This is a genomic window from Photorhabdus caribbeanensis (assembly GCF_018448885.1).
In the GTDB taxonomy this organism is placed as follows: Bacteria; Pseudomonadota; Gammaproteobacteria; order Enterobacterales; family Enterobacteriaceae; genus Photorhabdus; species Photorhabdus caribbeanensis.
This window is the reverse complement of sequence record NZ_RCWB01000007.1, coordinates 38,881-62,861: the sequence shown is the minus strand read 5'-3', so window position 1 is coordinate 62,861 and position 23,981 is coordinate 38,881. Positions and strand designations below refer to the sequence as shown.

The window sequence follows — 23,981 nt, the reverse complement described above, 5'->3', positions numbered from 1 at the left end:
TCAGTTGAGCCAGCTACCGAGAGGCAGAGTTACGTCAAGTAAGCGGTCAAAGGCGAAATAGAGCGTGACGCCAAGGAACACCCCGGAAATAATTGCGGCAAGCAGTGTTGCGTTAAACAACAGTGCGACACTGAATGTCAGCAGCGCTGTAGCGAGAGGGAACCCCAGCCACTCAAATGCCCAGCCATAGATAACCAAAGAGATAATCAACAACATTAGGCGACGGATAACGGGGGCGCTAGGCCAAGTGTTCTGTTCTGGTTTTTTGAAAAGCAGTAGTAAGGCACAGAGCGCCATCAGAGACAGAATGATCATTGGGAAAGGTCTGGGCCCCAAAGGTTCATAAGTGTATTCGCTCTGAATGCCCCAACCAATAACCATCCCAATGGCACAGAGCACTAGCCAGATAGTAGCAAAGATACGATCGCTCATAATGACGACTCTGTTATTTGGCTAAACCAAAAGCTTTGGCTTGTTCACGATATTGTTCAACCTGTTTTTTCACATAGTTGTCCAACTCTTTGCCGGTCATGTTGAATTCGAACAACCCACGGATATCACGTTGTTTTTTAAAAGCATCCGTTTGTTGTAGTTTATTAAAAGTATCAACCCACCATTGGTACTCTTCATCAGAAACTTTTGGGCCCATGTAAAATCCGCGGATAATCGGCCACACCAGGTCATAACCTTGCTCTTTAGCAGTAGGAATATTGGCTAGATCACCATCTAGTCGTTTATCTGCATAAACAGCTAAGACCCGGATTTTGTCTCCATTCAGGTAAGGCACCATCTCGCTCAGATCACCGGAAACCGCCTGAATATGATTACCCAGCAGAGCGGTAACAGGTTCGCCGCCCCCTTCAAAGGCGACATAACGCATCTTGTGAGGATCAATGCCAACCTCTTTTGCCAGCAGTGCGGTCTTCATCCAGTCTTGACTGCCGATAGACGCGCCAGCGCCAAATACAATGTTATTAGGATTATCCTTGAAAGCGTCCATCAAATCGTTCAAGGTACGGTAAGGCGAATCAGCACGCACAGCGATCATTCCATAATCAGTACCAACGCTTGCCAGCCAGCGCACATCATTAACGTTATAGCGGCCAAATTTCCCCTGAGACAAATTGAGCAGAGAGCCGCCAGAAAAGGCAACAAGGGTTCCCGCTTCAGCAGGTCGTTGTGCGACAATAGCATTGTAAGCGACAGCGCCAACACCACCGGGCATAAAGGTGACGCGCATAGGCTTGCTGATCTCTTTCGTATCCAGTAATGAAACTTGGATCAGCTTGCAGGTCAGGTCAAACCCGCCACCCGGTTTTGCCGGGGCAATACATTCTGTCCTGCCAGGCGCACTGGCAGCAAAAACACTGCTTGTGCTGAATAGTAAAGCGGTTGCCGCTAACATCTTGATCATTATAGTTTTCATTTGTTTGCTCTCATCAATACCGGTGTAAGACATAACCATTACAAATGGCCCTGGTTGATTCAATTAGTAATAACAAAACCTTTCATTTACCTTTCATTAACAAGAAAAGTTGTTGATATGTGATTTTAATCGCTTAAATTTGCGTAGTGTTTCGCATTAATGAGTTAACAAGTGGCTACAGGCTTTCTTTTTTGTTTTGGTTTGTTGTAAGTTTCTCGTAGTTTTGAGGTTGCTCTGTTTTGCTCGCGAGAACTTTACATTCGGATCATGCAAATGGTAATTAATTATTTATACAATGTGTTAAATTAAACGGAGAATTTATTGAATACTTGGATTCACATAATAAGACTTTATCTTGAAAAAATCTGAATTGAGGAAATGATGAGAAAATTGATTCTTTGTAGTGTTATGGGTAGTGCTATGGCTTTTGCTTTGGCAGGATGTAAAACAGAACTCAGTACTTCGGTATCTGTTAACCAGCTGTTATCTGAACAAGTTAAAACGGTGACATCTGATTTGTTGGTTGAAGTCAGTGCCTGTGGTGATTATAAAGATTCCAGACAACCATCAAAATCTTTGTTAGACGCTCAGGAAAAAGTGCCGACTATTTTTGCCAATGCAGAATACGTGGAATGTTTTAGACAAAATATGGATTCGTTTGCTCACTTTAAAGTTCCTGTGAGTGTAGGTAATTCAAGTGTAACTGGTAAGGGTATTCATCTTTACGGTAGTGGTGCAGATATCTTGGTGATAAGCGTCCCGAAAGAGATGAAAAAGAAAATTAACCAGGTAGATAGTTCAATGGCATCAAAGACCAAGATCTCAATTAATATTAAGAATGATACAGATAAGGTTTTAAAAATGACGGGTTTATCCGCATTTCTTAATGATAAAGAGCCGATGGTGATATCGAATTTTAGCTTAAAAGTAGGCAGTGAAATAAAACTCACTTTGTCTAATGTCTCTGTGGCATCTGCATTAGATGAACGTTTTGATTTTACCCCTGTGCTCATGGCAATATCTGAGTAAATGGAAATGGTAATAGAAATCTATTACTTGATTCGGTATGACAGGATATCCTGTTATTTATAGCACGGTATTTTGGCATTCAAATGGAATTGAATCAGTGTCTGACTATTTTTCAGAAAATAGGTATGGCGATATGAACTGAAAATATAGTTATGTTTGTAATTATATTTATATTAATCGGTTATACCTTATGGATTTCAAGTTGCATCGCGACGGCAAGGGAGCGAATCCCTGGGAGCATAGATAACTATGTTACCGGGGTGAGTGCAGCCAACAAAGAGGCAGCTTGAAAGATAACGGGTGTAGATATTTAAAATATGCGCTTACTTTTAGTGGAAGACCACCCTGAATTATTGCACTGGTTGCAAAAAGCACTGAGTAGTGCGGGGTTTGCTGTAGATGTTGCGAGTGATGGTATTGTCGCTGATCAATTATTGCAGACAGAAAACTATGCATTGCTGATTTTGGATGTTTCTTTGCCGAGGCTAGATGGCCTTTCATTGTTGGTTCGTTTGCGTAAACGTGGACAAAATTTGCCGGTATTATTATTAACGGCGAAGGCTGATGTTTCTGAGCGAGTGAAAGGGCTTAATTCTGGCGCTGATGATTATCTGACGAAACCTTTTGACTTACAGGAATTGGAAGCACGTATCCGGGCATTACTTCGGCGTAGTGTAAATGTGCTACAGGAGACGCTGACATTCGGCTCTCTGGTTTATCAGGATGATGGTTACTTTGTTCTGAACGATGAGCCATTGGCTTTGACGCCAAGGGAACTTTCGGTTTTGACGACATTGTTCCATCGTCGAGGGAGGCCCGTTTCTAAACAACAGCTATTTGAACAGGTATTTGCACTATTAGATGAAGCAAACCCACAAAGTATTGAACTTTATATACACCGGATTCGAAAAAAATTGTCAGGCAGTAATGTGGGGATCAGTACATTACGGGGATTAGGTTATCGTCTGGAGTGCCAGAAAGATGACATGGTTTAAAGTACCGAACTCATTGTTTCACCAGTTGCTTTTGTTTTTTGGTGTTCCGCTATTCTTGTTGGGCTGTTTATCGGTTTGCACCCATTATTTCAGTGCAGAGAATGCGGCAACATTGGCTTATGATCGTACTTTATTGGCATCTGCTCGAACTGTGGCAGAACGGCTGGCAGTTAAGGATCACCAATTAATTGTCGATGTACCTTATGTGGTTCTGGATAGTTTTGAGCGAAATATGAATGATCGGCTGTTTTATCAGGTGTTATCTCCTGATGGGGAGATAATTTCCGGTTATGATGATTTACCTTTGATACCTAAAGATACGCTGCGCTCCAATTTATACACCGCTTTGGTTTATTTCTATGATGCTGAATATCATGGCCATCCTATTCGGGTTGCAGCCCTTTATCAGCCAATCAATGAAGGGGGAATGATGGGAATGGCGTTGATACTGGTTGCTGAAACAGTGGCTTCCCGTCATTATCTTGCACAACAATTATTAATATCTTCTTTGATGAGTCAAGGAACCGTGGTTGGGTTGACTCTGATTCTAGCTTATTTTCTGTTGAAACAGTTACTTAAACCATTGCATAAACTTTCTGGCGTCATGGTCCGTCGTCCTGCTAATGATCTCACTCCGTTACCGGATATGTTGCCTTGGTCAGAACTTTCCCCATTATTATATGCATTTAATCGTTATATAGAACGACTGAAACTAATGGTAAGTCGGCAGGAAAGATTCAGTGCGGATGCTTCTCATCAACTCAGAACGCCATTAACGGTATTAAAAACTCAAGTAGCGGTAGCGCTTGCCAGCGAAGATCCCGCGCAATGGAAAGAAAGCTTACAGGCTATTGATAATACATTGGATAACACTATCTCTCTGACGGATCGCTTATTACAACTCTCTCGTTTAAAAGCGCATGAAAAGGAGGCTGTTCGAGATTATAGGCCGGTCAATTTAGTTGAATTGTTGCAACAGGCGTGTTTTTCTCGTTTGCAACAAGCTGAAAGTAAGAATATTGATTTGGGTTATGAAGGTGAAAGTGCTCAATGGATCAAGGGGGAACCTGTATTACTGACAGAAATGTGCGCTAATTTATTGGACAATGCGATTAAATATACGCCGGAAGGCGGCATTGTCACGGCTAGAGTGATTCTCAGCTCTTGTAAGGCATACTGTTATTTGGAAGTGGATGACAGTGGGCCGGGGATTGCTAAAGAAGAAGTTAATTTGTCTTTGATGGCTTTTAATCGTCTTGATAATGCTGCGGGGCATGAAGGGGCGGGGCTAGGATTAGCCCTGGTCAAAGACATCAGTATTTATCATGGCACTCACCCCCAATTATTGCCTAGCGAAATGCTAGGAGGCTTACTGGTAAGAATTCCTTTTAAGCTTTCTGATGATTAATTTCCTGAGATTTTTCTGTCTTACGCCTAATAAGAGGAGTACGTAGTTGCTGTGCCAGCATAACGCCTAATAACGTTATACCGCCACCAATTAGATGGTAATTGTGCATCTCTTCATGTAGAACCAGAATAGCGATAATTGCGGTAAATACCGGGGCCAGATTCATAAATATAGAAGCAGTATTAGCGCCAAGCTTTATAACACCTTGTATCCATAAGTAGGGAGCGAGGATTGAGGCAGGAATGCCAGCAAATAAAACTAACGAAATATTGTTGGTGTTTAGTTGAACATCTTTTGCTAACAAAAAATTAGGCAGTAATAACAGGACGCCAAAAGCGATTTGTACATACAGTGATTGCCAGTTGGGTAATGGAATAGACCAACGTTTGGTTAATACGCCATAGAGTGCGTAGGAGATGGAAGCAATCAACATCATCAACTCTCCGCGACCTAAACCATGTTGTAGCAATGACATAGGATCACCGGTACTAACCAACCAGACTAAACCAAACAAAGATATAACGGTACCGAGAACAATACCGACAGTGGGGATAACACGTAAAATAAATATACTAATGACGACAGTTAAAAGAGGAATAAGTGAGTTAAGAATTCCCATAAATGTTGCGCTGACGCTGTGTGCTGCGTAATAAGCCAGGCTCTGATAAAGCACCATGCCAAGCGAGCTAAGTATTAAAAATTTCCACCAGTGTTGACGGATTGTTTTCCATTGGCGAATGACAGGTAATACAACAAAGGGGGTTAATGTGAGAAAAGCAAGGAACCAACGGTAAAAAGAGATTGCAGCCGGATCAATAACGGTGGCGGAGGCTTTACTCACCACAGCATTAATTGACCAAATCAAGACTGCCAGAAGTGGAAAAATCATATTCATATAAGTGAATCACATTGAGATAAAAATGAAGGTTTAGTCTAAAGGTGTCTGGTTTATTATATATAACGATAATCAGACAATAGATAAGGCAATTAAGACAATATGACAGAAAAGCTGAATGAACCTGTAGATATCATGGCTATTCCTGCGAGTATCTCTTTTCGTAACGAATTATTCAGTGCGAATACAGAATGTTTACGTCATATCCATCCATTTGGGCAGCTTATTTATGTCGTTTGTGGCGTAATGGCAATGAATGTTGGGGAACAACATTTTTTGGCTCCACCACAATTTTGTGTCTGGATACCGGAAGGAGTAGAACATTCGGGTTATAGCAAAAAGGCTATGCGATTTAGGGCAATAGATATCTCTCCTCAATGGGGAAAATTATTACCAGATCAACCTTGTATTATCCGGCTGAGTCCAATATTCAATATCATTATGGCTGATTGTTTTGAACGTGGCTTGAAGGTACCGGAAACAGAGCAGGATTTGCGGTTAGCTCAGGTGCTGATTGATCAATTGGTTCAATCCCCTGTGCAGTATACCTATCTGCCTTCATCTAAAGATAAACTTTTGGCATCGATATTACAGGAAATCGAACATAATCCGGCTGATAATACTTCATTGGCGCAATGGGCAAAGCTGCGTTATACCTCGGAGCGTACTTTGTCACGGCGTTGCCAACAAGAATTGGGAATGTCATTTCGTGAGTGGCGGCAACGGTTACGGTTTTTACATGCTATTTCCTTATTGGAACAAGGGAAAACAGTGAATGAAGTCGCTTTTGATGTGGGGTATAGCTCATCTTCTGCGTTTATTGCTATGTTTCAGCAGTTGGCGGGTACGACACCGGAGCGTTTCAGGAAGAGTTAATAATAAAACAAACCGTTATTATGGGTTTTGTTATGATTCAGTGGCAAAATAGCTGGCTACGTCCGTTTTATGCCACAGGATGGAATTAAATGAAGATTCTGGTTGATGAAAATATGCCTTATGCTGAACAACTATTTCAGCCATTGGGGGATGTGCAAGCTATTCCGGGGCGTCCAGTGCCGGAGGGAGCATTGGATAACGCAGATGCCTTTATGGTTCGTTCGGTGACTAAGATTGATGAAGAATTGTTGAAAGGCAGCACGATAAAATTTATCGGTACGGCTACCGCAGGGACTGACCATGTGGATAAGTCGTGGTTATCGCACGCAGGAATTGGATTCTCTGCTGCGCCGGGATGTAATGCTATTGCTGTGGTTGAATATGTTTTCTCTGCATTAATGTTGCTGGCTGAACGTGACAATTTTGAGCTCAAAGATAAGGTTGTAGGCATTATCGGTGTCGGTAATGTCGGCAGTAGACTGGCGGAACGATTAGCTGTTCTTGGCGTGCGGACACTCTTATGTGATCCACCAAGAGCTGCCAGAGGGGATGTTGGCGAATTTTGGCCATTGGAAAAACTGGTCAAAGAGGCGGATATTCTGACATTTCACACGCCATTGAATAAATCGGGCCCATATAAAACCTATCATTTGGTGGATGCTGAATTATTGTCGGCTTTGCCGAATAATCGCATATTGATTAATGCTAGCCGTGGTGAAGTTGTTGATAATCAAGCATTGCTTACCGAGTTGAAACGCGGCAAGAAACTTCGTGTTGTTCTGGATGTTTGGGAGCCGGAGCCTGATTTATCCCTGCCGTTACTGGAATTAGTTGATATTGGTACACCACATATCGCAGGTTATACCCTCGAAGGTAAAGCGCGTGGTACTACGCAGGTATTTGAAGCTTACTGTGGATTCCTCGGCCACCCTCGCAAAGTGGCTTTATCTGATCTATTGCCGGAGCCGGATTTCAGCCGTGTTACCCTGCATGGTAATGTAACTCAAAGCACACTAAAGCGGTTGATGCATTTAGTGTATGATGTGCGCCGCGATGATACCCCATTACGGCAAGTAGCCGGTCAAAAAGGGCAATTTGATTATTTGCGCAAAAATTATTTAGAACGCCGGGAATGGTCATCATTGACTGTATGTTGTGATAACAAAGAGAGTGCTGAATTGTTAGCCGCTCTTGGTTTCAGTACAGAACTGATTTAATCCGTGCAGAAATATATCTGCATGTCAGAAATATAGATGGAGAAAACCAACATGTCAGAAGGTTGGAATATTGCCCTGTTGGGTGCAACAGGGGCAGTAGGTGAAGCGATATTGGCGTTATTACAAGAGCGTCAGTTTCCCGTTGGTGAATTGTATCCTCTCGCTAGTGAGCGTAGTGCCGGTGAAAGCCTGCGTTTTAATGGTAAAAATTTTGTTGTTGGTGATGCGGCTGATTTTGACTGGTCACAGGTACAACTCGCTTTTTTCGTCGCTGGATTGGAAGCTACGGCACAATATATTGAAAAAGCGACGGAAGAAGGTTGTTTGGTGATTGATAGCAGTGGGTTGTTTGCTATGGAACCGGATGTGCCTTTGGTTGTTCCCGGGGTGAATCCTCATGCTCTGGCGGATTATCGTAACCGAAATATTATTGCCTTGGCAGACAGTATGACCAGTCAAGTACTGACAGCCATTAAACCGCTGGTGGATGCTGCTGGAATTGCACGTTTGCATTTGACTAATCTGTTCTCTGTTTCTGTTCACGGCAAAGCGGCGGTTGATGAGTTAGCAGGGCAGAGCGCCCGTTTACTTAACGGCATCCCACCGGAGCCAGGTCGTTTCAGTAAACAACTGGCATTTAATCTTCTGCCGTTGCCAACAGATGTTGAAGGCTCTGTGCGTGAAGAGCGTCGCCTTGTGGATCAAATCCGCAAAATTTTGCAGGATGAGGGATTACCTATTTCAGTGAGTTGCGTTCAATCTTCTGTTTTTTATGGTAATGCTCAGGTAGTCCATTTGGAAACCTTGCGTCCGGTTGGGGTAGAAGAAGCGCGAGAAGAATTAGCGCGGATGGTTGATATTAACGTTGCAGATGAAGGCGATTATCCGACTCCGGTGACAGAAGCATCGGGTAATGATGTGCTGAGTATTGGTTGTCTGCGCCATGATTATGGTATGCCGGAAGTATTACAATTCTGGTCTGTGGCCGATAATATCCGGTTTGGCGGTGCATTAATGGCTGTTGAGACCGCGGAAAAACTGGTTCAGGAGCAATTTTACTGATGTTTGGTACAGAACAAACAGAATCTGTGCCAGGTTCAAAAATGAAAATTGCATTGGGAATTGAGTACGATGGCAGCCGATATTATGGCTGGCAACGTCAGCAAGAAGTGAAAAGTGTTCAGGGATGCCTTGAGGAGGCATTATCAAAAGTCGCCGATGAACCTATATCGGTATTTTGTGCTGGTCGGACTGATGCAGGAGTACATGCAACAGGGCAAGTTGTGCATTTTGAAACGTCTGTTCAGCGCAAGGATGCCGCATGGACAATGGGGGTGAACGTACACTTACCGCCGGATATTGCGGTTCGTTGGGTAAAAAACGTGGATGAGAGTTTCCATGCCCGTTTTAGTGCGACTGCCCGGCGATACCGTTACATTATTTTTAATCATCGTTATCGTCCGGCCGTGCTGGCTAATGGCGTGACTCATTTTCACTATCTATTGGATGAAAAGCGGATGCATCAGGCTGCGCAATGTTTGTTAGGGGAAAATGATTTTACCTCTTTCCGTGCAGTCCAATGCCAATCTAAAACGCCTTGGCGTAATGTGATGCATATTAATGTCAATCGTTACGGACATTACGTCGTCATAGATATTAAAGCCAATGCTTTTGTACATCATATGGTGCGTAATATTGTCGGCAGTTTGATGGAAATTGGTTGCGGGAATCAGGGTATTAATTGGATGGCCCAGTTACTTGCGTTAAAAGATCGGACGAAAGCCGCTGCGACGGCAAAAGCGGCAGGGTTGTATCTGGTTGCTGTTGATTATCCTGCGCAATTTGATTTACCTGGCGCTGTTATGGGACCTCTGTTTTTGGCAGATGATCTGATTTAACCTTTTTAATTGCCGACACGGATGTTTGAGCATAGCGGGGAATATTATGGAATTTTTGACTCATTTTGTTGATTTTGCCAAATTTATTATTGATTTTATTCTCCATATTGACATTCATTTAGCCGAGCTAGTCGCACAATATGGTAATTGGGTGTATGGCATTCTGTTTCTGATTTTATTTTGTGAAACAGGGTTAGTGATTACTCCGTTTCTGCCGGGAGATTCGTTGTTATTTGTTGCTGGCGCTTTAGCGGCTTTGGGCTCAAATGATCTGAATGTACATCTCATGGTGGTATTGATGATTATTGCGGCTGTTATTGGTGATGCGGTGAACTATGCTATTGGCCGCATCTTTGGCGAAAGGTTATTTACTAATCCAAATTCAAAGATTTTCCGCCGCAGTTATTTAGATAAAACACATGAGTTTTATGAAAAACATGGTGGGAAGGCAATTATTTTAGCGCGATTTGTGCCGATTATCAGAACATTTGCACCATTTGTTGCAGGTATGGGGAAAATGTCTTATCGTCGTTTTGCTGCTTATAACGTGATTGGCGCACTAGTTTGGGTACTGTTATTCACCTATTCTGGTTATATATTCGGTGATATGCCAATGGTACAACAGAATTTGAAACTGTTGATTGTCGCTATCATCTTTATCTCAATCCTGCCCGGAGTGATTGAAATCTGGCGTCATCGTCGTACGGCGATGAAGCAGAAGACCAATAACCGGTAACAGGTTTGAGCAGTTTTTTATCCACACTGTAATAGCATTGTGGTTTAATGGCACACAATAACAAAACTGGCATAAGCCAGATTCAGACGGAAAGATCATTCAATGAGCTGGATTGAAAAAATTCTTAATAAAAGCAACATTACCCAAACTCGTAAAGCGAACATTCCAGAAGGGGTTTGGACTAAATGTGATAGTTGCAGTCAGGTGCTCTACCGTGCTGAGCTAGAGCGTAATCTTGAGGTTTGTCCTAAATGTGATCATCACATGCGTATTTCGGCGCGAACCCGATTGGCTACATTCCTTGATGAAGGAACAACGACGGAATTAGGGGGGGAATTAGAGCCAAAAGATATTCTTAAATTCCGCGATTCCAAAAAGTATAAAGATCGTATATCAGCAGCGCAGAAGCAAACTCAAGAGAAAGATGCGCTGGTCGTGATGAAAGGCGCCCTGAGTGGTATGCCAGTTGTTGCTGCTGCTTTTGAATTTGCATTTATGGGCGGTTCTATGGCTTCGGTTGTTGGCGCCCGTTTTGTTCGAGCCGTAGAACAGGCGTTGGCAGACAATTGTCCTCTGATTTGTTTTTCTGCCAGTGGCGGCGCTCGTATGCAAGAAGCATTGATGTCACTGATGCAGATGGCGAAAACCAGTGCTGCTTTAGCAAAAATGCAAGAACGTGGTTTGCCTTATATCTCTGTCATGACCGATCCGACAATGGGTGGTGTTTCAGCAAGTCTGGCGATGTTGGGTGATATCAATATTGCTGAACCAAAGGCATTGATTGGTTTTGCCGGGCCACGAGTTATTGAGCAGACGGTTCGTGAAAAATTACCGTCTGGTTTCCAGCGTAGTGAGTTTTTGCTGGAAAAAGGGGCGATTGACATGATTGTTCGTCGTCCTGAAATGCGTGACACACTTGCCAGTTTACTTTCTAAACTAACTCATCAATCTCAGCCAGGTACTAAGCCAATTGTTGCTGAATTTGTGGCAGAACCCGCTGATGTTGAGGCGGATATTCAAATCAATACCAATAAAGAAGATGTCTGATAATTTACAAATTCCTCAAGCCACGTCGCCATTGATGACGTGGCTTTCCTATCTTGGAAATCTGCATACCAAGGCCATTGATATGGGGCTTGAGCGTGTGGGGAAACTTGCCCGCACCTTGGAATTGGTTAACCCCGCGCCTAAGGTGATAACGGTATCCGGTACTAATGGCAAAGGAACCACCTGTTGCACGATAGAATCTATTCTATTGGCGGCTGGGCTGAGAGTGGGTGTTTACAGCTCTCCGCATCTTGTACGTTATACCGAAAGAGTTCGTATTCAGGGGAAAGAGTTACCTGAACAGGAATTCTGCCGTGTATTTGCGGATATTGAATCTCGTCGTGGTGATATTTCACTAACTTATTTTGAATATGGCACATTGGCGGCTTTGCAACTGTTTAAACAAGCTTGTCTGGATGTGGTCATCTTAGAAGTAGGCTTAGGTGGTCGGCTGGATGCGACAAATATTGTGGATGCCGATATTGCCGCTATTACCAGCATTGCAATTGATCATATTGATTGGTTGGGATCGGACCGCGAGCATATTGGTCGTGAGAAAGCGGGCATTTTCCGCAAAGATCATTTTGCCGTAGTGGGTGAGCCAGATATGCCATCTTCTGTTGCGGAAGTTGCGGGCGAATTAGGAGCCAAATTGTTCCGCTGCGGCACTGATTGGCGTTTCTCTCAACAGGATAAAAACTGGCACTGGCAATCTGATGATAGACTATTTAGTAATCTACCTTTGCCAAATGTTCCTCTGATGAATGCTGCAACGGCGATGGGGGTTATTTGTTGTCTGTTACGGCAAGATGATAAAGTCGGTCAGGCTATTAATGAGAACGCCATCCATCAAGGGTTGCAAAATGCACAGTTGCCCGGGCGTTTCCAGATAGTTCGTGAAAATCCATTATTGATCTTGGATGTGGCGCATAATCCCCATGCGGCGGCTTATCTGGTACAGAGATTGGCTCAATTGCCCCGTCAACCGGGTAGTCGAGTCCTTGGCGTTGTGGGTATGTTGGGTGATAAAGATATTGCCGGTACACTGACTTGCCTGTCACAACAAATAAATGAGTGGTATTGCGCTCCGTTGACTGAATTCCGTGGTGCCGATACGCAGACACTGGCTCAGTATCTTGAACAGCCACGGCTATTTACTGATGTGGAAAGTGCTTGGCATCAGGCGATGGCTGATGCTGATGAGCAAGATATTGTGGTCGTTTGTGGTTCATTCCACACAGTAGCGCATGTCATGGAGGTTCTGGGCAGGGAGAAGGAAAGTGGCAAGTAAATTTCAGAATCGCTTGGTTGGTACAATTGTATTGGTAGCATTGGGTGTCATTGTGCTGCCTGCGTTGTTAGACGGCAACAAGAAATATAACGAAGATAAATTTGCATCAATTCCCCTGGTTCCAAAGCCAGGGGACGAGCAAGAAATTGAATCTATACCTCCACTTAATCCACCAATATTATCAGTGCCTCTGGAAGATGAGACAGAGGCATTGCAGCCAGAAACACTGGAGCAGCCGGAAATACCATTGGTTACTACTCCTCAGACCACGCCGATAGTCCCTCCGGCTGTTCAGCCAGAAGTAAAGCCTCAACCACAGATAAAGCCTGAACCAAAACCAGAGATCAAGCCGCTAGCCCCGGCGCTTAAACCTAAACCAGACATTAAGCCGGAGCCGAAACCGGAAGTTAAACCGGTTGAAACCGCCCCGCAAGGGCAGGCTTATGTCGTACAACTGGGTGCTTTGAAAAATGCTGGAAAGGTAGATGAGATCGTTGCCAGACTACGTTTGTCTGGTTATCAGGTTTATACGGTTCCTTCATCTCCGGTTCAGGGTCAATTAACCAGAATATATGTTGGTCCGAATGCTTCTAAGCAACAACTTGACTCGGCATTATCAGAATTGAAAAGTTTGACTGGATTACAAGGGCAGGTAAGGAGTTACAGGCCGTAATAAAAGTGGGTGATGCCTATGTGACGAATAGGACAACTATCATGAAGAAGTAAATGTTCATGAAGAAGTAAATATTAAGTGATTGCGGTGATGATGATTACTCAAATTCGCCGTTCAATTATTTTCAGTAGGATAGGAAATCTTGCTACGCAAACGTTTTCGTTTTCTGTTAGAATGCACTTGAAACGGATGCCGAGGTGTCTATTTTGGAATTAAAACATGGTTTGGATTGATTACGTTATTATCGCCATTATTGGCTTCTCGGCGTTAGTTAGCCTGATTCGTGGGTTTATTCGTGAGGCATTATCACTGGTCACTTGGGGGTGTGCTTTCTTTGTAGCAAGCCATTTCTATACTTACTTAGCGGTCTATTTCACCCGTTTTGAAGATGAATTGGTGCGTAATGGGATCGCTATTGCGTTGCTGTTTATTGCTACTTTGATTGTCGGTTCTGTGGTGAACTATGTGATAGGTTCTCTTGTGCAACGGACTGGATTGTCAGGTACTGATCGAGTACTGGGGGTCTGCTTTGGGGCATTACGTGGTGTGCTGATTGTTGCGGCTATTCTATTTTTTCTGGATACATTTACACCATTAGCTCGAAGTGAAGATTGGAAACAGTCACAATTGATCCCACAGTTCAGTCATATCATTAGGTGGTTCTTTGACTACCTGCAAAATGCGTCAAGTTTCTTGCCGGAGAAATATACCTCTCCGTTTGGCTGATGAGGAAAAACTACATGTGCGGTATTGTTGGTATCGTCGGTTTTACACCGGTTAACCAGTCGATTTATGATGCGTTGACGGTGCTTCAGCACCGTGGGCAAGATGCTGCGGGCATTGCCACTATTGATGGTAACAATGGGTTTCGTTTACGCAAAGCCAATGGCTTAGTGAGAGACGTGTTTGAAGCCCGGCATATGCTCCGTTTACAGGGAACGATCGGGATCGGTCATGTTCGCTACCCGACAGCGGGCAGTTCCAGTGCATCGGAGGCTCAACCGTTTTATGTGAACTCTCCATTTGGTATTACATTGACACACAATGGTAATTTGACGAATGCTCATGAGTTGAAGAAAAAGCTGTTTGAGAATGCCCGTCGCCATGTGAATACCACGTCAGATTCTGAGATTTTGCTCAATGTGTTTGCTAGTGAACTGGATTGCTTCCAGCATTATCCATTAGAGCCTGACAATATTTTTGCGGCAGTAGCGGCAATGCATAAACAGGTGAGTGGTGCTTATGCCTGCATTGCGATGATTATTGGTCATGGGTTAGTGGCTTTCCGTGATCCGCATGGTATTCGTCCGTTGGTTTTAGGTAAGCGTACTTTGGATGATGGCCGTAATGAATATATGGTCGCTTCTGAAAGCGTTGCATTGGATACGCTAGGCTTTGAATTCCTGCGGGATGTTGCATCAGGTGAAGCGATTTACATTACTGAGCAAGGTCAGTTATTTACTCGTCAATGTGCTGAAAATCCTTCTCTGACGCCCTGTTTATTTGAATTTGTCTATTTGGCTCGCCCAGATTCCTTTATTGATAAAATTTCGGTTTATAACGCCCGCATACGGATGGGGCATAAGCTAGGGGCGAAAATTGCCCGTGAATGGGAAGACTTGCATATTGATGTGGTTATTCCAATCCCCGAAACATCTTGCGATGTCGCGCTAGAAATTGCCCGCATACTCGGCAAACCCTATCGTCAGGGATTTGTGAAAAACCGTTATGTCGGCCGGACATTTATCATGCCTGGGCAACAGGAGCGCCGGAAATCAGTTCGCCGTAAACTGAATGCTAATCGCGCAGAATTCCGTGATAAAAATGTGTTATTGGTGGATGATTCTATTGTGCGTGGAACAACATCAGAACAGATTGTTGATATGGCTCGTGAAGCTGGCGCGAAAAGAGTTTATCTTGCTTCGGCAGCGCCGGAAGTGCGTTTCCCGAATGTTTATGGCATTGATATGCCCAATGCAAATGAACTGATTGCTCATGGGCGTGAAGTGGATGAAATTCGCCAACTTATTGGTGCAGATGCATTGATATTTCAGGATTTAACCGATCTGATCGACGCTGTTCGTGAAGAAAACCCGGATGTTGACGGGTTTGAGAGTTCAGTATTCAATGGTGTTTATGTTACCAAAGACGTTGACCAGACTTATCTCTATTATCTGGAGAATCTGCGTAAAGATGATGAAGTAAAACTGAATAATCAGAATGAAATCGAAAACCTGGATATCTATAATGAAGGTTGATGACCTTCGGGTTTAAATAGCTGTTCGGTGTTTGATGAGGAAAAAATGAAAAGATTGATAGTAGGGCTTACAGGAGCAAGCGGGGCTATTTATGGCGTAAGGCTACTGCAAGTTTTACAACCAGTTGAAGGAGTAGAGACACATCTGGTTATCAGTCGTTCCGCCCGCCAGACACTGGCGCTTGAAACAGATTATAGTTTACGAGATGTGCAGGCGCTGGCTGATGTTGTGTATGACAACAGAGATATTGCTGCTGCCATCTCTTCAGGTTCATTCAAAACTTCGGGCATGGTCATTCTACCATGCTCAATAAAAACGCTTTCAGGTATTGTTCACAGTTATACTGATGGATTAGTGACCAGAGCGGCAGATGTTGTATTAAAAGAAAGCCGTAAGTTAGTGCTTGGGGTGAGAGAAACGCCGTTGCATTTGGGGCATCTCAGGCTAATGACTCAAGCGGCGGAAATTGGCGCGGTGATTATGCCGCCTGTACCTGCATTTTATCATCAGCCTCAACAGATTCAGGATATTATCGACCAGACGGTTAACCGCGTGATTGATCAATTTGATATCGAGCTGCCTCATGATCTATTTACCCGTTGGCGAGGGGCTAAAAGCGTTGAGATTTAGTGTCCAGCAAGTCTTGAAATGCCTCTTTTAGCTGAAAATAGCGAAAGCCAAAACCTGCTTGCTCCAGGTTATGCGGTATGGCCTGTTGTCCGCCGAGTACCAGTGCCGAAGCTTCTCCCATCAGTAATTTCAGCACAAAAGCGGGTGTTCGAATAATGGCGGGGCGATGCAATACTTCTCCCAATGTTGCGGCAAATTGATCATTATGTACTGGATAAGGGGCGGTCATATTAAAAGGACCACTCAAGTTAGGCGTCATTAACAGGTAATAGATGCCATTCACCATATCGTCAATATGAATCCAGGGCAGATACTGTTTTCCGCTTCCCATCGGGCCGCCAAGCCCAAGACGGAACAGGGGAAGCATTTTTTTCAGTGCCCCGCCGTTTTTTGCCAGTACAACACCAGTACGTAAAAGACAAACCCGGGTTTTATCACTAGCTGCCTGTAATGCAAGTTGTTCCCATTGCTTACATAGCTGATGAGTAAATTCATCATGAGGTGGCTCATGCTCTGTGACAACTGTTTGATTTTGATCCCCGTAATAGCCTACAGCAGAGCCGGAAATAAAGACTTCTGGTGGTGTCTGGCTGGCATTAATGAGCTTGCTGAGTTGCTCTGTTAATGTCCAGCGACTCTGGCACAGCTTCTCTTTTTGAGTTGAAGTCCATAGCTTATTTGCTATGGGCTCGCCAGCAAGATTGATTACGGCATCAAAATCGTCGAGATCGGTTTTATCTTTCAGGCTAGTCCAGCATTCAGCTTGATTGCTGAATAGAGAATAAACTTTTTGAGGTGAGCGGCTTAGAATAGTAATGGAATGGGATAGGGAAAGAAGTTGGCAAACCAGACGGCTACCAATCAAACCTGTTCCTCCAGTGATTAAAATACGCATAACCACTCCTATAACCTAAATTGTTGATATAAGAACTGTTGTTGATATAAAAACTATAGCATATAGCAGAGATATAAGGGCTGGTGGTTAAAGATATAGCTATCTGTCAGTCGGATCAAGTTTTGCGGGGAAATAGTTACCCCGCAGACAGGTATTAAGCTTTGCTATAAGCAATTTGAGTGGCGGGGCGTTGGCTGATAACGTCAAACCATTTTTTCACTGCCGGATAATCGTTCAGATCAATATTCTGACGTTCATAGGCACGAACCCACGGATAAGTTGAGATATCAGCAATACTGTATTCCTGACCGCCCAGATAGGGTGTTTTTTCCAATTGAGTATTCAGAACTTGATACAAGCGCTTTGTCTCTTCTTGGTAACGATTAATCGCGTAAGGGACTTTCTCTGGCGCGAAATGACTAAAATGGTGATTTTGTCCTAGCATTGGGCCAAAACCACCGACCTGCCAAAACAGCCATTGCAGGCTTTGCATGCGTTCACGCATATCTTTGCTCAGTAACTTGCCTGTTTTTTCTGCCAGATAAGTAAGAATGGCGCCAGATTCAAAAATGGCGATAGGTTTACCACCATCGATTGGCTGCTGATCAACAATAGCGGGAATCTTATTATTAGGCGAAATGGCAAGAAATTCAGGTTTGAATTGATCCCCAGCGCCAATATCAATTCGGTGAATATTGTAGGGAAGGCCAGCTTCTTCCAAGAAGAGTGTGATTTTATGGCCGTTTGGCGTTGGAGCATAATACAGATCGATCATGGAACCTCCAGTGGAACACGTAATTGCATCACACATTATCACTAATTAGCGCAGCGTGTAAGATATGTTGATGCACTAACGCAACGGCGCCTGAATAATGATCTTCCTGAACAGTACGACAGGAAGATCTGATAAAGAAATGATCAGTTTTTCTTCTGGAGAAAAGCGTACTTATCTGGAGCTTGTCTTTATGCTGCCATCGGCGTTAACTGTTGCTCGGCTTCCGCCGTACAGATCTTTCCTAAAAGTAGAATAATCTGTGTGGACATCATCACGGCCTTCTAATTCTGCCAATATTTCCTGGCTGGATATGCTAAATCCTTTGGCATGGATAGGAGAAGAGAAGGGCTCGGTATAGAGATTCAATCCCCACTGAGGCGCTAAACCGTGGTTAGCCGCACCTAAATTAACTTCAATCATAGAGTGATGATTATCATCAACCAGATAACCTGTTGCCAGCCATCGAGTGAGTTCTTTCATTTCCCGATCCCCACGTTGAATTGACTGCTCTGTTGATTCGCCGTTAGTAGGCGTACCTAAAGCAAGATCATTTTTCAGGCCCGCACCCAACAACCTGGCCGCAGTAATAAAACGATCTGTGGTGCCAGAAGGCGCAGCGACAGTTGGCAAATTGTGTAGAGCGGCATCCTGAGAAAATCCGGTATTTTCTTTCACATTCCAGACAGAAAAACCGTTACCACGTTGTACGATAATGTTTTCCTTAGCTAATTCTTGATGTGCTTTGATAGGTTCTGACTGACCAAATTGATAGTCAGTTCTATCCAGCCGGTTGCGAGGATTTAGACTGGCAAACGCCAACTCCCGATTGGTCAGACGATTATCGGCCTCAAGTGAAGCGGCGGTTGACCAGACCCCATCCTTATCAGGAGCTGGTGCTCTGAAATCATTCTGGACTTTTGTAAGACTATTGCCAGCCAGAGCCGGATTACTGATAACTTCTTGCCCATTGACCTGTTTCGTCACCTGATATAATTCGGGGTTTTCAGAGGCATTAAATTTATTTTCATTTTTGAACGTGTAGAGTGCCAATTGGTCAGGTAAGGGTTTTTCCTTAGTGGAACCGCGGGCTGGCGCAAAGTTTTTACTTTCCAAGTAACCAATATCAATTATATCCTTAAATTCTGATTTCAATTCAGGTGATGAATAGATCTTCTCCAGAGTGTCTCGGAAATAAGCTGAGTTGGTGAGATCATAGTAAGCAGTGGCCTTCTCCCTTAATGTTAGCGGCTCTGTATCTGCCCTATCAGATCTGACGCCATTCTGCCGTGCTTCGCTAATGATACGAGTAAATCCACCTGCGCCGAGCTGACCGACAATACTAAAACCGGGTTTATCACCGGTATAGGCATTAAGCATTTTAGTGATTGCGGTTAACTCATTACCCTCCGCCCGAACAAAAAGTTTCACCAGGTTGGATAAGAGAGAATCAACCGTTTTATGGGCGGCGGTGCTTTCGCTGGCTAAACGAGAAATATTAGCTTCAACTTGTTTATTGGTTACGACGGATTTTTCATTCCATCGTGTGATAATAGAGGTCGGTGCAGTAAGCGGATTATCAATGGTATTATTTAATAATGGCTCGCAGCAATGGCTAGTTTTATCTGTTGCAGTTGGTTGATGTAATTCAGTTTGATGAATATCGATTCTGGTGTTAGCTCTATGTATTGAAAAATCTGGCATATTTTTTCTCCATTATTTTATTTTCTGTTGTGAACCGTTTGGTCTGAGAAAACAGGTCAAACAAAAATATCGTGGGCCGCCGCAGAAGTGGTGGATTTAGTGTCTGGAAAAGGAAGTTCAGCTCTTATTTTTTGCAGGTTTCCCAGAATATTAGCCAAGTCAGTAGCATCGATTCGTTCTATATCTTGTAATAAACAGAGGCGAATAGTTTGCGTTGGCTGATGTAATGCAAGCCATGCTCCTCCCAGTATATTTATGTTACTGTTCAATGAGAGCCAAAATTCCGCATCACTATTCACAAACGAAGCCACCGTATGATGAAAAGTCAGCATCGATCCCGTTGAATCCACTTCTAACCACCAAGGGCCATAATCACCAATGTTCAATTGGACTGCGCCAGTGGAAAGATTCAACATAATGTTGGTCTGAGCGGCAAAATCTGCGCATAATTTTTCTAATTTGGACATCAATAAATCTCATCAAAAAAATTAACAATAAAATATTGTTCAAATTATGTGGTCGAAGCATGCGATCGTCTATCAAAAATAGACAAAAATATTGTAAGAATTAATCAGATGGGTGGGTTGTTGGGGGTAATGAAATAATATCGTCAACATATAGTGACGGTTGGTTTCTATGAAGAATTTGGCGCTAAATCTAACGGGATAAGGTGAATAGCCAATTTCAATACTACTCTTCGGTGATGGTTTCTAAGCCTTTGTAGACTGAGGGAATAGGCTAAATAAATTGCATGATGACTATGGCAAGAAAATGGAGATATTTAATGCTTGCTATTGCCTTGATATAATTGGATTTTATCTGGTTTATTTAAAACTACAACACCTTATATAACTGTTAAAATAATCTACACATTTTCTTATTGTTTTAATAATATTAAAATGAAAATGTGATATCAATGATAAATTATTAGTTTATTTCTTATTTATGTTTTTATTGAGCATGGATGGAATTTTTTCATTATTTAATTCATTAAAAATAAAATTTAATGATTAATCATGACAGTTAGTATGGTTAATTTTTTTCTTATGTAAATCAAAGTATTATTTTTCAATTTTATGGTGATGATAACTCCATGTCAGGTGAATAAATTTGTGATTTTTAGTTTTTGTGGATTTAGTATTTATGAAATTAAATAAATCAATGATCTGCATTGTTATTTGGTTGCCATTTTTTACTTTGTGTTTTTCATAATTATATTCGTTTTGCATTTATTGAATTTTATTGTAATTACAGGCTTGAGTGAATGAATTTTCTCTCCCACTATTATTAGTGTATCGACCTAATAATAAGTGTCGAATTAATATTGCAGAATAAAAAAAGGAAGATAATAATTATGAGCGAATTATGCCTGCATGATATTATTGATAGCCAAAAAATAGCAGAAAATTGGGTGGAGTTTCAATTAGTTGATGAACAAGGTAATCCATTAGTGAATATGCCTTATCGTCTGATAAGTAGCGGGAGGTTTAGAGATGAACGCAAAGGTGTCACTAATAATCAAGGATTGCTTAGGGAAGAAAACTTATCACCTGATGCGGTGACGTTATATATCAGTGCTCAACCATTAGCTGATGAAATGGAACTGCGTCCATTACGGGAAAAACGCAGTATTAGGGCGTCAGTTGTCAAACCCAAAGCAGAAACGGAAGGTTATCAACATCGTTATGTGACGATTGGACAGATAAGTGATGGCTTGCCTGTAATTGATAAATGGATAGAAGAGCAGCCGCCACGTTATCATTTCCCAGACCCGGTACCGAAAGGTTTTCGTGTTCTCTCGACAAACTGCCGGTATGTTTTGGAAGTGTGTCCGTTTCGTGCGTGGGTACTATTGTTACATCATCAGAAAGATTATTCCCTGGTGAATGCTTATAATTTGGCATTGATGGGATTGCTGTCATATTTTGATGATAATGTCGATATAGCAGGTTCTATTACTCATTTTTTTAACCGACAGATGCTGGATATATCTCAATTGCCCAGTAAGGTGGAAAAAATAGCGCGTACGCCCATTGTTTATGATGTGCCATTTAGTGAACGTTACACTGATGTTGTATTTATTGATTCAAAAGCAGGTGAAAACGGAATAGGAGATACGGAATTATTTTATGTAGCTAATCAACAAGATATTATTGTCAGTTGGCGGGGGACGGCGAGTGTTGATGACGCCATTACTGATATTATGTATCAACCATTGAAATTGGGTTGTGAACCAGATGGGGTATGCAGTGGTTTTATTAATAATGGTAAAGTTCATCGGGGGTTTTGGGAGGCATTCAATCTTATTGGTCAATTAAAAGTTCCCGGTTCTGATGAAAATGTGTTTGATAAAATTATTGATTTAGCTAAAAACCGAAACGTATTTGTTTGTGGACATAGTTTGGGTGGCGCTTTAGGGTTATTGCATAGTGCCCAATTGAAGGAACATCATCCTTGCTTGTATAGCTATGGGATGCCTCGGACATTAACTCGTAGCGCGGTACAAGAATTGGAGGATATGACACATTACCGTCATGTGAATGAAAATGATCTGGTTCCCTCAATGCCGCCGGAAAAAGATTTGGATAACTGGCTTTATAATTATTGGGGACCATTGGGTTATCTATTTAGTACCATTGAATTGTTGGGTTTGACAAAAGGTCAGGAAGTTTTCTTACATCATGGAGAAATAGTTCATTTTTATAAAGCTGATCTTATTATTGAAACTTTAAAAAAGGATAATTCAAACAACTTTATACGGCTTACAGAGGTATTGCCTGTCATGGCAAAATTGTATTTGATTCCATCACTGAATCATGAAACTAAAGATAATATGAAGGTGGCATTGGAGATTCAAAAAGAATTTTTTAAACAGATAAGTAATGCTGATAAGGATAAATGGTTTCCACGCAATGCAAACCCGACCTTAAAATATGCCTTAGGTGTCCCTGATCACCGTATGCTTAACTATATTCATTATATTGGCGATAGAATTGCAGAGTTGTTTGTTCCCGATAAATACTCTTTTTATCAAGAGCAGAAACAATTATTTATAAAAACAATGAATGAAAGGAGTGATATTATTCCTGATATTCGGCAACGTAATACACTGTTTTTGAATATGGATGACCAATTAGAGCTAGCACTTATTGATACGCTGCAAGATGAACGTGGTATTTTGGCTTTAACACGTTATAGCAATATTGCTACGCGGATTGAGAAAGAGTTATGACGAGACAGAGGTGAATAAATCAAATATCAAGATCAGTGAAATTGACATTTATAACCAAACAATAGAATGCTGGAAAATGACGCCGCCATAATGAATAATATGGGCGGACGATGATGAATATTCTCTTTGCTAATTTTCAGGGTTGATAAGATGAAGCTATCAACCCTGTTATCATTACCAGTAAAAATCTTATCAGACTACAGTTTCTTTACAGTTTTATTTCGAGTTTAGCGAAAAGGTTGCATGAGCCGTCCGAAACGAATAACTTCGTAGAGCCCTTATCGATTTGGTTGTTTTGAGTAGAATAAACATCTTGTAGATTTGCAAATTTTTGCTAATAAAAAAGGTTTTTTGAAGATGGAACAAGAGAATCAAGAGAATGTAGTGAGTGTTGAGTGGATTGATATCGTTAATGAAAATAACGAAGTCATTGCTCAGGCTACACGTCGGCAAATGCGCGCCCAACGTTTACGACACCGTGCGACTTATATTGTCGTGCATAACGGCATGGGAAAGATTTTGGTTCAACATCGTACAATAACTAAAGATTTTTATCCGGGAAAATTGGACGCGACCGCAGGCGGTGTGGTGATGGCGGGTGAAAATATGCTGGATTCTGCCCGGCGCGAAGCAGAAGAAGAGTTAGGTATTGCCGGTGTGCCTTTTGCAGAACATGGTAGTTTTTATTATGAAGCAGAGGATTGCCGTATTTGTGGCGCATTATTCAGTTGCATCAGTCATGGTCCGTTTGCTTTACAGGAAGCGGAAATTGATGATGTGTGCTGGTTGACGCCGGAGGAGATAACCGCGCGTTGTGATGAATTCACTCCTGATTCGCTGAAAGCACTTTCTCTGTGGCTGACACGTAATAACGATTTTGATGCAATTATTGTCAATAGAAAAAAATGAGAATAGCCCAAAAAGAATTATCTAAATTAATCTGAGTAAAAATTAATGAGGTTGCATATACCCTATGGATTTCAAGATGCATTGAGACGG

Annotated in this window: 23 protein-coding genes; 16 read left to right on the top strand and 7 right to left on the bottom strand. The window is 42.4% G+C overall.

The annotated features are described in order from the left end of the window. Together EAE90_RS07020 and EAE90_RS07015 are read right to left on the bottom strand one after the other, a co-directional pair. The gene (locus EAE90_RS07020; RefSeq protein WP_214052905.1) at positions 1-432 is read right to left on the bottom strand and encodes a tripartite tricarboxylate transporter TctB family protein; all 432 of its coding nucleotides are present in this window, start codon (positions 430-432) and stop codon (positions 1-3) included. Between the two features lie 13 nt (positions 433-445). Further along, entirely contained in the window at positions 446-1,426 is a 981-nt protein-coding gene (locus tag EAE90_RS07015; RefSeq protein WP_214052904.1) for a Bug family tripartite tricarboxylate transporter substrate binding protein, read from the bottom strand. A gap of 420 nt (positions 1,427-1,846) precedes the next feature. Here EAE90_RS07015 and EAE90_RS07010 point away from each other — a divergent pair, with 420 nt between their 5' ends. From EAE90_RS07010 to EAE90_RS07000, 3 genes are all read left to right on the top strand, one after another. Beyond that, positions 1,847-2,455 (top strand): DUF7424 family protein, encoded by a 609-nt coding sequence (locus EAE90_RS07010; protein WP_246550451.1) that lies wholly within the window; start codon positions 1,847-1,849, stop codon positions 2,453-2,455. A gap of 317 nt (positions 2,456-2,772) precedes the next feature. Then, positions 2,773-3,450: a transcriptional regulator TctD gene (gene tctD / locus EAE90_RS07005; RefSeq protein ID WP_214052902.1), complete on the top strand. Its 678-nt coding sequence runs from the start codon at positions 2,773-2,775 to the stop codon at positions 3,448-3,450. Further along, positions 3,437-4,858 (top strand): sensor histidine kinase, encoded by a 1,422-nt coding sequence (locus EAE90_RS07000; protein WP_214052901.1) that lies wholly within the window; start codon positions 3,437-3,439, stop codon positions 4,856-4,858. The genes tctD and EAE90_RS07000 overlap by 14 nt, the downstream gene beginning before the upstream one ends. On the opposite strand, the gene EAE90_RS06995 is transcribed toward EAE90_RS07000, so the two are convergent. Then, positions 4,839-5,753, bottom strand: coding sequence for a DMT family transporter (locus tag EAE90_RS06995; RefSeq protein WP_214052900.1), 915 nt, complete (start codon positions 5,751-5,753; stop codon positions 4,839-4,841). The two genes, EAE90_RS07000 and EAE90_RS06995, sit on opposite strands and share 20 nt — an antisense overlap. A 102-nt stretch (positions 5,754-5,855) precedes the next feature. Here EAE90_RS06995 and EAE90_RS06990 point away from each other — a divergent pair, with 102 nt between their 5' ends. The 11 genes from EAE90_RS06990 (at position 5,856) to EAE90_RS06940 (ending at position 16,379) form a co-directional block, all read left to right on the top strand. After that, positions 5,856-6,629: an AraC family transcriptional regulator gene (locus tag EAE90_RS06990; RefSeq protein ID WP_214052899.1), complete on the top strand. Its 774-nt coding sequence runs from the start codon at positions 5,856-5,858 to the stop codon at positions 6,627-6,629. 89 nt (positions 6,630-6,718) lie between these two features. Further along, positions 6,719-7,846 (top strand): 4-phosphoerythronate dehydrogenase PdxB, encoded by a 1,128-nt coding sequence (gene pdxB / locus EAE90_RS06985; RefSeq protein ID WP_214052898.1) that lies wholly within the window; start codon positions 6,719-6,721, stop codon positions 7,844-7,846. A gap of 51 nt (positions 7,847-7,897) precedes the next feature. Continuing rightward, a complete protein-coding gene (locus tag EAE90_RS06980) occupies positions 7,898-8,908 on the top strand; it encodes an aspartate-semialdehyde dehydrogenase (RefSeq protein WP_214052897.1) in 1,011 nt (336 codons plus the stop codon). A 41-nt stretch (positions 8,909-8,949) separates the two neighbouring features. Continuing rightward, positions 8,950-9,744, top strand: a complete 795-nt coding sequence (gene truA / locus EAE90_RS06975; RefSeq protein ID WP_214052967.1) for a tRNA pseudouridine(38-40) synthase TruA — start codon at positions 8,950-8,952, stop codon at positions 9,742-9,744. A 46-nt stretch (positions 9,745-9,790) separates the two neighbouring features. Further along, positions 9,791-10,480, top strand: coding sequence for a DedA family protein (locus EAE90_RS06970; RefSeq protein WP_214052896.1), 690 nt, complete (start codon positions 9,791-9,793; stop codon positions 10,478-10,480). A gap of 102 nt (positions 10,481-10,582) precedes the next feature. Next, positions 10,583-11,527 (top strand): acetyl-CoA carboxylase, carboxyltransferase subunit beta, encoded by a 945-nt coding sequence (accD, locus tag EAE90_RS06965; RefSeq protein WP_214052895.1) that lies wholly within the window; start codon positions 10,583-10,585, stop codon positions 11,525-11,527. Further along, positions 11,520-12,818 (top strand): bifunctional tetrahydrofolate synthase/dihydrofolate synthase, encoded by a 1,299-nt coding sequence (folC, locus tag EAE90_RS06960; protein WP_214052894.1) that lies wholly within the window; start codon positions 11,520-11,522, stop codon positions 12,816-12,818. Before accD ends, folC begins: the two co-directional genes overlap by 8 nt. Then, entirely contained in the window at positions 12,808-13,491 is a 684-nt protein-coding gene (gene dedD, locus EAE90_RS06955) for a cell division protein DedD (protein ID WP_214052893.1), read from the top strand. The genes folC and dedD overlap by 11 nt, the downstream gene beginning before the upstream one ends. A 219-nt stretch (positions 13,492-13,710) precedes the next feature. Next, positions 13,711-14,217: a colicin V production protein gene (cvpA, locus tag EAE90_RS06950; protein ID WP_036778783.1), complete on the top strand. Its 507-nt coding sequence runs from the start codon at positions 13,711-13,713 to the stop codon at positions 14,215-14,217. Between the two features lie 14 nt (positions 14,218-14,231). Beyond that, positions 14,232-15,749 carry an amidophosphoribosyltransferase gene (gene purF, locus EAE90_RS06945; RefSeq protein ID WP_214052892.1) on the top strand — a complete coding sequence of 506 codons (1,518 nt, stop codon included), beginning with the start codon at positions 14,232-14,234 and terminating at the stop codon, positions 15,747-15,749. Between the two features lie 45 nt (positions 15,750-15,794). Continuing rightward, positions 15,795-16,379, top strand: coding sequence for a UbiX family flavin prenyltransferase (locus tag EAE90_RS06940; RefSeq protein WP_214052891.1), 585 nt, complete (start codon positions 15,795-15,797; stop codon positions 16,377-16,379). Here the strand turns inward: EAE90_RS06940 and EAE90_RS06935 are convergent. From EAE90_RS06935 to EAE90_RS06920, 4 genes are all read right to left on the bottom strand, one after another. After that, a complete protein-coding gene (locus EAE90_RS06935) occupies positions 16,360-17,274 on the bottom strand; it encodes a TIGR01777 family oxidoreductase (RefSeq protein ID WP_214052890.1) in 915 nt (304 codons plus the stop codon). The two genes, EAE90_RS06940 and EAE90_RS06935, sit on opposite strands and share 20 nt — an antisense overlap. A gap of 154 nt (positions 17,275-17,428) precedes the next feature. Then, the gene (gene yfcG / locus EAE90_RS06930) at positions 17,429-18,049 is read right to left on the bottom strand and encodes a GSH-dependent disulfide bond oxidoreductase (protein WP_214052889.1); all 621 of its coding nucleotides are present in this window, start codon (positions 18,047-18,049) and stop codon (positions 17,429-17,431) included. Between the two features lie 171 nt (positions 18,050-18,220). Continuing rightward, a complete protein-coding gene (locus EAE90_RS06925; RefSeq protein ID WP_214052888.1) occupies positions 18,221-19,750 on the bottom strand; it encodes a hypothetical protein in 1,530 nt (509 codons plus the stop codon). A 56-nt stretch (positions 19,751-19,806) separates the two neighbouring features. Next, the gene (locus tag EAE90_RS06920) at positions 19,807-20,217 is read right to left on the bottom strand and encodes a type III secretion system chaperone (protein ID WP_214052887.1); all 411 of its coding nucleotides are present in this window, start codon (positions 20,215-20,217) and stop codon (positions 19,807-19,809) included. A gap of 887 nt (positions 20,218-21,104) precedes the next feature. Between EAE90_RS06920 and EAE90_RS06915 the strand changes: the two genes are divergently transcribed. Then, positions 21,105-22,982, top strand: coding sequence for a lipase family protein (locus EAE90_RS06915; protein WP_214052886.1), 1,878 nt, complete (start codon positions 21,105-21,107; stop codon positions 22,980-22,982). Between the two features lie 357 nt (positions 22,983-23,339). Then, positions 23,340-23,891, top strand: coding sequence for an NUDIX hydrolase YfcD (gene yfcD / locus EAE90_RS06910; RefSeq protein WP_214052885.1), 552 nt, complete (start codon positions 23,340-23,342; stop codon positions 23,889-23,891). Positions 23,892-23,981: the final 90 nt, after the last annotated feature.

Bases quoted from the DNA above. Each gene is read 5' to 3' on its own strand.
- EAE90_RS07020 (WP_214052905.1), bottom strand. From the start codon at position 432: ATGAGCGATCGTATCTTTGCTACTATCTGGCTAGTGCTCTGTGCCATT.
- EAE90_RS07015 (WP_214052904.1), bottom strand. From the start codon at position 1,426: ATGAAAACTATAATGATCAAGATGTTAGCGGCAACCGCTTTACTATTC.
- EAE90_RS07010 (WP_246550451.1), top strand. From the start codon at position 1,847: ATGGCTTTTGCTTTGGCAGGATGTAAAACAGAACTCAGTACTTCGGTA.
- tctD (WP_214052902.1), top strand. From the start codon at position 2,773: ATGCGCTTACTTTTAGTGGAAGACCACCCTGAATTATTGCACTGGTTG.
- EAE90_RS07000 (WP_214052901.1), top strand. From the start codon at position 3,437: ATGACATGGTTTAAAGTACCGAACTCATTGTTTCACCAGTTGCTTTTG.
- EAE90_RS06995 (WP_214052900.1), bottom strand. From the start codon at position 5,753: ATGAATATGATTTTTCCACTTCTGGCAGTCTTGATTTGGTCAATTAAT.
- EAE90_RS06990 (WP_214052899.1), top strand. From the start codon at position 5,856: ATGACAGAAAAGCTGAATGAACCTGTAGATATCATGGCTATTCCTGCG.
- pdxB (WP_214052898.1), top strand. From the start codon at position 6,719: ATGAAGATTCTGGTTGATGAAAATATGCCTTATGCTGAACAACTATTT.
- EAE90_RS06980 (WP_214052897.1), top strand. From the start codon at position 7,898: ATGTCAGAAGGTTGGAATATTGCCCTGTTGGGTGCAACAGGGGCAGTA.
- truA (WP_214052967.1), top strand. From the start codon at position 8,950: ATGAAAATTGCATTGGGAATTGAGTACGATGGCAGCCGATATTATGGC.
- EAE90_RS06970 (WP_214052896.1), top strand. From the start codon at position 9,791: ATGGAATTTTTGACTCATTTTGTTGATTTTGCCAAATTTATTATTGAT.
- accD (WP_214052895.1), top strand. From the start codon at position 10,583: ATGAGCTGGATTGAAAAAATTCTTAATAAAAGCAACATTACCCAAACT.
- folC (WP_214052894.1), top strand. From the start codon at position 11,520: ATGTCTGATAATTTACAAATTCCTCAAGCCACGTCGCCATTGATGACG.
- cvpA (WP_036778783.1), top strand. From the start codon at position 13,711: ATGGTTTGGATTGATTACGTTATTATCGCCATTATTGGCTTCTCGGCG.
- purF (WP_214052892.1), top strand. From the start codon at position 14,232: ATGTGCGGTATTGTTGGTATCGTCGGTTTTACACCGGTTAACCAGTCG.
- EAE90_RS06940 (WP_214052891.1), top strand. From the start codon at position 15,795: ATGAAAAGATTGATAGTAGGGCTTACAGGAGCAAGCGGGGCTATTTAT.
- EAE90_RS06935 (WP_214052890.1), bottom strand. From the start codon at position 17,274: ATGCGTATTTTAATCACTGGAGGAACAGGTTTGATTGGTAGCCGTCTG.
- yfcG (WP_214052889.1), bottom strand. From the start codon at position 18,049: ATGATCGATCTGTATTATGCTCCAACGCCAAACGGCCATAAAATCACA.
- EAE90_RS06925 (WP_214052888.1), bottom strand. From the start codon at position 19,750: ATGCCAGATTTTTCAATACATAGAGCTAACACCAGAATCGATATTCAT.
- EAE90_RS06920 (WP_214052887.1), bottom strand. From the start codon at position 20,217: ATGTCCAAATTAGAAAAATTATGCGCAGATTTTGCCGCTCAGACCAAC.
- EAE90_RS06915 (WP_214052886.1), top strand. From the start codon at position 21,105: ATGAGCGAATTATGCCTGCATGATATTATTGATAGCCAAAAAATAGCA.
- yfcD (WP_214052885.1), top strand. From the start codon at position 23,340: ATGGAACAAGAGAATCAAGAGAATGTAGTGAGTGTTGAGTGGATTGAT.